The sequence below is a fragment of the Skermanella sp. genome, from assembly GCF_059503625.1.
Genome location: NZ_JCACHA010000926.1, coordinates 1 through 7313, shown reverse-complemented (window position 1 = coordinate 7313; position 7313 = coordinate 1). Strand labels below are relative to the sequence as shown.

The following is a 7313-nucleotide window of genomic DNA, read 5'->3' as shown; positions in this document are numbered from 1 at the left end:
CAAAGGCGGGGGCTGTTTGCACGACGGGGGCAAGCCTGCGGGGGCGCGAGGGCAGCCAAGACGCGGAGGGGACCCGCTCATCCGCCCGCACATGCCATACGCGTCCTGAGCCGGCAGGTTCACCGGCAAGCGGCAGCATCCACTGGAGGGGTGGATGATGGCGACAGAGATGGAAATGGCTGTCGGTGCGGCCGGCTCCTGGCCAGGCCGGACGGATGTCGTATCAGCGCAAACGAAGCTCCGACGTCGCAGGCACACTGACGGATATGCTGCTCGTTTGTATCCATCCGCCGAGGGCCGCCTTCCCGGGCGTGGGTGAACCTGTCTTCTGATCTTATCGACGCTCATAAGGGTGTCGCTAAGGACAGGGCGGGCGTGAGGGATGGAGATCATCAGCGGGGTCGAGCGCCGACGGCAGTGCCGGGTTAAGGACAAGTTGCGGATCGTGGCTGGTGCAGGGCACTGCCCTGCACGAGCGCCCTGGGACACGCTTTGCGGATGTGGCACGTCGGCACGAGGTGAGCCGGAGCGTGTTGTGGATGTCCGTACTCACCCCGGTGATCGTCAATGAAGGCGATCAACTCTTGGACCGGCGGTCGAGCTCCGCCTGCGCGACATACGCCGATGCCTTCCGCAGGACCTCATTGGCCTGACGCAGCTCGCGCATCTCTCTCTCGAGCGACTTGCTCCGTTCCCGCTCGGCACTCGTCGGCCCGGGCCGCTGCCCCCCGTTACGCTCGGCTTGGCGCTCCCAGTTCCGGAGCGCCTCCATCGTGCAGCCTCGCGCCTATCCCCCCCGGGTACCGTCCCCACCACCGCCCGCCATTCCGCAGATACCAAATTCAAAATCGGATTTGGCTGGACCAGAGGATTACGCCCCTGCAGAAAACCGATTTCCCGCAGCCTTTTACTGCTATTTCAGGACGAAATTAGGAAACAGGTGACACAACTCTTGGTCAGTTACCTGCTCGGAGCCCTCGAAAGCCTCGAGCGCACGAGCAAGATCGCTAGCCCGCAAACGCTCGGTGGCATCTACCCCAGCGGCGGCAAGACGCATCAACTCCAGCACACGAGCGCGTGGCGACATGCGAAGGAGGCGTTGGGTAATCTCTTGGCTGACAGCACCATGCTGCGCCGCCAGATCGTCCATGGCATCGACTGGTAACCAGCCGGATCCGGGTAGTGGGTCGGTGTTTGACATGGTCCACCTCGTATTGAGCGAAGCCGGTTCCGCTGCCTTGTGTGAGCCGAAAGCCTCGTGGTGGAAGCATCTGCTATCCTCTGCTTCCGCCATCTCTGCCATAGAGCCCGCGCCGGCCGGGCCACCCAGCAGTCCGGGATCACCGAGTTGTTGGTTGGCTTTTGCGCCCGCGGATCCGGTTCTTGTTCCAGGCGCGATACAGGATGGTTCCCAGGCTTGTTCCTGTTTGGAGTGGTCATAGGATTTGGCTGTCTGATTGCGTCCGATTCTCCAGCGCGGGATGGTGAAGCAACGCTGAATCCAGCAAATTAGCTCCATAAGCTGATCCCTGGCAGCGGCCACATCGTCTCCACAAATCACGGGTGTTTCGGGTCTGCGTTCCTTTATCGGAAAGATGGAAAGAGGTTATTTTGACGGACGCCAGTAGCGATGCCTGAAGCCGCATCTGCCGCCCGAGAAGCCCCACACGAGGCGACCGAACGAGTTCTGCTGCGGCCTTGCGGTGCCGCATCGACCGGTTAGAAGCTGTAGTGTGGCAAGGTGGCGGCGAGTCTCGTTGCGAGAGACTACCCAGGCAACAAGTTCTCTGACATGAGAGGATCCTCGCGCCCAGTTCAGACGTGGACGCTACCATGTGCCAACTCGCCGGACTTCTCGCGCGGGCGGAAGGTGGCGTAACCGAGCCAGCAGTAGAATGCGCCCACCGCGATAAGCACGACCCAGCCCGGAACAGGGCCGAGCGCCAGATTCTGGATCATGCCCGGCACGGGCTTCGCCGGATCGACTGCAACCTTGTCCTGCAGCAGCCAAGATGAGGAAATTTTCAGAATCCAGGCCGCCAGCAGCACGAGGAACATCCAGAAGTAGTTCCGCCGGAGCCTCCGCGACATCGCCGTTCTCAGCGGCATAAGGAACTGAGGCTCCCGCAGGTCGTCGCTCAGGTACCTCGCCCAGTCTTCCTCCACGCCCACGCGAGGGGCGAAGACCTGCGCGTAGTAGTTCCGCTCGAGCCGTCGTACTCGCGTCCTGTAGACATCGAAGAACCGGTAGCGCCGCGCCTCGATTGAGAGCATCAGGAAAACCAGCACCATGGCGAAGAGAAGGACACCATGGTGGGCGCTGGGTGTCGACAGCGAGACGGAGAGCATTCCTGCCGCCACCGTGATGGCCCAGTTCGTCGTCAGGTCGATTCGGTCCCTCCACCCCGACATCCGTGCGATCTCCGCCCGATGAAAATGGGCGAGGACTGTGATGGTCTCGCTAGAGGTGGCGGGAAGCGGCAGGCTGGCGGGGCGCCCGGCTCCCTCACTGCCCTGCTGCTTTCCTCGAACGGCGTCCATGACGGTCTCCCGGGTGAGTGGCGAGGGTAACGGGACTACCAGCCCTGGTAACAGCCTCCAGCCCCGCGCCGATGCGTCGAACCCGTGTGCGGGCGGCATGGCGCGCCCGAGGCCCCCTGATGGGCACGATAGCTCAATGCGCGGCGAGGTTCCGCTGCAGCCGCGTGATGGCGCCGGGCAGGCCGCGCACCCTTAGCACCCGGCCGGTCTCGTCGTACGCCTCGGACAGAACCCGGGCGCTTTCATATACCTCGCCGATAAGGCCCTGCTTCGCATAGGGCAGCACCAGCACATCCTCGACCATCGCAGCCTCGAAAAACCCTACGATGGTGTTCCGCAGGGCGCTCACATCCGTGGGCACCTGGGCGGAGAGCAGGATCGCGTCGGGATGCTTCTCAAGGAGGGCGGCGCGCCCGGCGGCATCCACCCGGTCCATCTTGTTCAGCACCAGGCGGGACGGCACCGCATCCGCGCCGATCTCACGCAGCACGCTGCGGGACACCTCCAGCTGCGCCTCGTAGGTCGGGTCAGACGCATCGACCACGAACAGCAGCAGCGAAGCCTCAAGCGCCTCCGCCAGGGTGGAGCGGAACGAAGCGACCAAGTCGTGTGGCAGCTGCTTGATGAAGCCGACCGTGTCCGAAACGAGTATGCGGGGCCGGGTCTCCGGCTGCAGGACACGGACAGTGGTGTCGAGGGTGGCGAACAGCTTGTCCTCCACCAGCACCTGGCTGCCGGTGAGGGCCCGCATCAGGGACGACTTGCCCGCATTGGTGTAGCCGACCAGCGCCACCCGCAGCTGGTCCCGCCGGGCGGAGCGGCGCTGGTCGCTGTCGCGCTGCACCGCTTCCAGTTGCTCCCTCAGCTCCGAAATCCGGTCGCGGATCTTGCGCCGGTCGAGATCGAGGGTGGTTTCGCCCGCGCCTGGCCCTTGCTGCCGCCCACCACCTCCCGCGGATTCCCTCAGGCGGGGGGCAACATACTTCAGACGAGCCATCTCCACCTGCAGCTTTGCCTCGCGGGTGTTGGCGTGGCGGTGGAAGATCTCGACGATGACGCCGGTTCGGTCCAGCACCCGGGCACCGGTGGCGCGCTCCAGATTGCGGATCTGGCTGGGCGAGAGCTCGTGGTCGACGATAACGAACTCGGCCTTGCGGGCAGCGTCGGGATTGGGCTCTGCCGGGTCGGCAGCCTCCGCGGCACCCTCGAACCGCTGCCGTGCCTTGGAACGCGGGGGCGGCGCCATCGAGCCGACCAGGCCGGAGCCGCCGGTCAGCGCCGCCAGTTCCGCCAGCTTGCCGCTGCCCAGCAGCGATCCGGCGCCGGTGCCCTCGCGCCGCTGCGACACCATGCCGGCCACCTCGTAACCCAGCGTCTTCACCAGGCGTCCGAGTTCCTCAAGGCTGGCTTGGTGCGCGACGTCTTCGACCTCCGGCGTCTGGATGCCAACCAGGACGGCGAGCGGGATGGGGGGCTTGGTTTCCATGGCAGGGAAATAGCACGGATCGGGCTGAACCTTGGAGCGCTCCTCGCTTGGCAGCGGGAGCAGCACCGGCCGGCGCGGATCGCCGTCGTGCGCTGGGCCAGTGGCAAGTCAGCGGTCCAAACGAGAGCGAGCTCGGCTACTCCGCATTCCATGGCGATGATCTGCTTGCCCGAGCCAGCGCAGATGAGGGTTTCAAAGCTGGCGAGGCGGCAGGCTTCGAGGCGGGACATGGAAGCATAATGATCATGCCTGCTTGGCAGGAGCCGGCCACCGCTCGTGCCACGGTCATCGCTGGATACTCGCCGGCGGAGCAACTATATGCATGCTCCACGGCAATGTCCTCGAGGTCCGGACTCCATGGCGTGTCAGCCCGGCCAGGCGTCCTGGCCGAACCAGCCGTCACGCCTCCTTCCCGGTTCTGAACAGCGTAGCAAGCCGCGCGGCGCTGCCCGCGCCACGTCACCCCCCATACGAGCCACATCCATTATGAACCAGACTGCCTGTCCGCGCCCGCGGCGCGCCGATCCTGCAACCTCCCTGCCCACCGAACACCTCCTGTGGCACCACGCCGCATTCTGCCGGATGGCCTTGCCGGTGTACGCCTCGAGCGGTGACTGGCGCCGTGAAGTCGGGACGGCGACCATCCGCATCGCACCTGCCGTTGGCGGCCCCGAAATGCCAAGTGGAAGGTTCCTCAGGCTGATCCTGATGCATGTCTGCGACACCGCGTTTCGCACAGGCAGCGCGGTGGTGGACATGGGGCAGAACGCCGCCATGCTTGCCGCCACCATCGGGGTGGCGATTGACGAGGCGAGCCTGAGCGAGCTTGCCGGCGAGTTTGCCCGCCTCGCCTCGTCGAAAGTGGTGGTGTCGCTGGATGGTGGCCCTCTCCTGGCCGTTTTCGACGCTCGATCCAATCCCCGTGCGACGACGAAGTGGCGTCGCAGTGTTCGTCTGAACGCCCGCTTTCAGGCCGACTTGGCTGAGCGCGCGGTCCCGCTGGACCGCCGCATCGTCAAAGCGCTAGCAGCGTCCGCGGCGGCGCTCGACGCCTATGTATGGATCCGACACTCATTGGCCGAAATGCCAGCAGGCGCTGTCGCCAGCACACCGTGGGCGGATCTACTGCGCCTATTTGGTGAACCCAATCAGGACAGCGCCGTGTTCAGGTCAGGCTTCGAGGATGCGTTGCGGTGCGTCTTCGCGGCCGACCTGTCGATCTCCATTGCGGTGGATGACGAGGGGGTCAGTGTCCGACACGCGACGCACGAGGATGATGCAAACGCCCAAGCCCTTCATGGCTCACCGATGACGGCACCAGTGCAGTCGCACGAGGTAGAGGGTGCGGAGCTGTCAACTCCGCCGTCCCCGACGGAGCCGGTCACCGGCGGGCAGCCTCAGCCGCCGGCCGCCGCCGGGCGGGAGCGGCTCCGCATGATCAGCCTACGCTCCGATCTGACCGGTTTGCCGCAGGTGGTCTGGCTCCGACGCGCTGATGGTGACCGCCACATCGTGATTGGGGTCACACCTAACGCGTACCTCGATATGGATCGGCTGACCCTCATAATTGTGGAACCTGTCGTCCTGCAGGTCAGCGGCGGGATTACTGATCCGGTGTTCGAACGCATTTCGGCGTGGGTGATGGTCAATCGTGACCTGATCGACGACTTCTGGGAAAGCCGGATTGACTCAGCGGACGAGGTGTTCCGTCGCGTGCGGAGAGCTCCTGCGGTAGGCTGGCGCTGACGTCTGTGGCGTCCAGCATTGAACAACAGACTGAGGCGACCGGCCGGGCGTTGGTGCAGCGAGCCGCTGGCAACAGGGAAGGGTTGGGCCGCCTGCAGCTAGAGTCTGTGACCGGACTGTCTGGCTGACCGGTCTGGCTCCGATCCGGTTCCTGGCCGCGCCACCTTGGAAGGTCTCGAGGCTTTCAAGGAAATGCGGCCATGGCCAGGACAAGCCTGGACGACGCCCAATGGGTGCCGCTGATGCTGGTGATGTAGCAAATCCCCCCTGTCTGGAAGCGCGATGACGTGGCACTGCGCCGCTTCGTCGAAGCCGCGCTCTGGATCTGCCGAACGGGTGCACCCTGGCGTGACTTGCCCGAGGGCTTGGGCCTCTGGTCGAGCATCTATTACCGCTGGCGGCGCTGGTGCCTGCGTGGATGGTGGGAGCTGATCTTCGAGGCGCTCCGCCCGAACCTGCCAGCTGACGGGTTGCTGCTGCTGGACAGTACCACCTGCAAAGCCCACCGCGCCGCGAGTGGCGCTGTCGGCAGTTCGACGACCGCCGAAGCGCTTGGCCGCAGCCGTGGCGGGCTTTGCTCCAAGCTGCATGCCAGCACCGATGGCGCAGGCCGCATCCTGCGGCTGATCGCCAGCCCTGGGCAGCATTCCGACCTGCGCTATGCAACAGCGCTGGCCTCGGGCATCCCGGCTTGCGACGCGGCGCTTGACCGCGGTTATGTCTCAGCGCCGCTCCGCACGGCCTTCGCCGCGGCGGGCTGCACCGTCCACACTCCACCCAAGCGGGGTATGGTTGATCCACCCACATGGGATCTCCTGCTCTACGCCCGGCGGCACCACGTCGAAAACCTGTTCTCTTGGCTCAAGGACTTTGCCCGCATCGCCCTACGGCGCGACAAGACCCGGCGCAGTTGGATGGGCTTCGCCCATCTCGCCGCCACCATGATCAACCTGCGCATCGCTGAGGCCGGTCACAGACCCTAGACCAGATGTCAGCCTGAGATAGGAGGCAGCCCGTCTCATAGTATGCAGGTTGCGAGCTCACGAATCCCCTCATTTTCCCTTGTGGGCATAGGCGCAATTCGCGTGGGTTTTGTAGGAGTTTCGGCTCGATCAGGGCTGGAGCATCGAGGTGGGCAAGGCGGATGAACGAGGCGGGCGTCTGGGCGAAGTGCGGTCGTTCCTCGGCGAGTTGTATGGGTCTGACCTGCATGCCAAACGGCTCGACGCCTTGGCCGGCGCCACGCTTGGGGTAATGGCGACGGCATCGCTCGCTGTAGCGATGATCGGCCAGGCCCTGGCTCAGGCGCGCGGTCTGGTGACTAAGCACGCGGTCAAGCAGGTGGACCGACTGCTCAGCAACACCGGCATCGACGTGTGGGACAGCTTCGCCCGTTGGGTGCCGCATCAGTTGAACGGTCGCGGGGACGCCCTGGTAGCGATGAACTGGACTGATTTCGACCATGACGGCCAGTCGACGCTGGTGCTGAGCCTAGAGCACTTTGATGTTGCTTGGAATCGCGCGTTCTGATTCGACGCTG

General features: G+C 64.9%; 6 protein-coding genes, 1 pseudogene and 1 other annotated feature. Of the genes and pseudogenes, 4 read left to right on the top strand and 3 right to left on the bottom strand.

The annotated features are described in order from the left end of the window. Nucleotides 1-524 precede the first annotated feature (524 nt). Nucleotides 525-623, bottom strand: a sequence feature (AL1L pseudoknot). Continuing rightward, nucleotides 543-781: pseudogene (locus AC5JJ6_RS33815) on the bottom strand (transposase); the annotation flags it as partial. (Overlaps the previous feature by 81 nt.) A gap of 171 nt (nucleotides 782-952) precedes the next feature. On the opposite strand from AC5JJ6_RS33815, the gene AC5JJ6_RS33810 reads away from it, so the two are divergent. Then, nucleotides 953-1165, top strand: coding sequence for a hypothetical protein (locus AC5JJ6_RS33810; RefSeq protein ID WP_496046247.1), 213 nt, complete (start codon nucleotides 953-955; stop codon nucleotides 1163-1165). Nucleotides 1166-1815: 650 nt separating this feature from the next. Here AC5JJ6_RS33810 and AC5JJ6_RS33805 read toward each other — a convergent pair. Both AC5JJ6_RS33805 and hflX read right to left on the bottom strand, forming a co-directional pair. After that, nucleotides 1816-2541, bottom strand: coding sequence for a DUF2270 domain-containing protein (locus AC5JJ6_RS33805; RefSeq protein WP_496046246.1), 726 nt, complete (start codon nucleotides 2539-2541; stop codon nucleotides 1816-1818). Nucleotides 2542-2674: 133 nt separating this feature from the next. Then, nucleotides 2675-4027 carry a GTPase HflX gene (hflX, locus tag AC5JJ6_RS33800; protein ID WP_496046245.1) on the bottom strand — a complete coding sequence of 451 codons (1353 nt, stop codon included), beginning with the start codon at nucleotides 4025-4027 and terminating at the stop codon, nucleotides 2675-2677. A gap of 486 nt (nucleotides 4028-4513) precedes the next feature. On the opposite strand from hflX, the gene AC5JJ6_RS33795 reads away from it, so the two are divergent. The 3 genes from AC5JJ6_RS33795 to AC5JJ6_RS33785 all read left to right on the top strand — a co-directional run bounded on the left by AC5JJ6_RS33795 (nucleotide 4514) and on the right by AC5JJ6_RS33785 (nucleotide 7303). Further along, nucleotides 4514-5773: a replication initiation protein gene (locus AC5JJ6_RS33795; RefSeq protein ID WP_496046244.1), complete on the top strand. Its 1260-nt coding sequence runs from the start codon at nucleotides 4514-4516 to the stop codon at nucleotides 5771-5773. Between the two features lie 260 nt (nucleotides 5774-6033). Beyond that, the gene (locus AC5JJ6_RS33790) at nucleotides 6034-6756 is read left to right on the top strand and encodes an IS5 family transposase (protein WP_496046248.1); all 723 of its coding nucleotides are present in this window, start codon (nucleotides 6034-6036) and stop codon (nucleotides 6754-6756) included. Nucleotides 6757-6904: 148 nt separating this feature from the next. Beyond that, nucleotides 6905-7303 (top strand): hypothetical protein, encoded by a 399-nt coding sequence (locus AC5JJ6_RS33785; RefSeq protein ID WP_496046243.1) that lies wholly within the window; start codon nucleotides 6905-6907, stop codon nucleotides 7301-7303. Nucleotides 7304-7313 lie beyond the last annotated feature (10 nt).